Source organism: Citrobacter sp. wls717 (assembly GCF_005280955.1).
In the GTDB taxonomy this organism is placed as follows: Bacteria; Pseudomonadota; Gammaproteobacteria; order Enterobacterales; family Enterobacteriaceae; genus Citrobacter; species Citrobacter werkmanii.
In genome coordinates this window covers 1-230 of record NZ_SZWW01000015.1, presented here as the reverse complement: position 1 = coordinate 230, position 230 = coordinate 1, and the positions used below count along the sequence as shown (strand labels likewise).

Sequence of the window (230 nt, the reverse complement as noted above, 5' to 3'; positions counted from 1 at the left end):
GCCGCAGTCGGTAACCTCGCGCATACAACCGGGCAGTGATGTGATTGTCTGCGCTGAAATGGACGAACAGTGGGGCTACGTCGGTGCTAAATCACGTCAGCGCTGGCTGTTTTACGCGTATGACAGGATACGGAGGACGGTTGTGGCGCACGTCTTCGGTGAACGCACTCTGGCCACACTGGAGCGTCTTCTGAGCCTGCTGTCGGCCTTTGAGGTCGTGGTATGGATGA

At 57.8% G+C, this 230-nt stretch carries 1 pseudogene (running past one end of the window); it reads left to right on the top strand.

The annotated features are described in order from the left end of the window. A pseudogene (locus tag FDX09_RS09905) lies at positions 1-230 on the top strand (IS1 family transposase); its annotated part reaches 246 nt to the left of the window's first position; the annotation flags it as partial.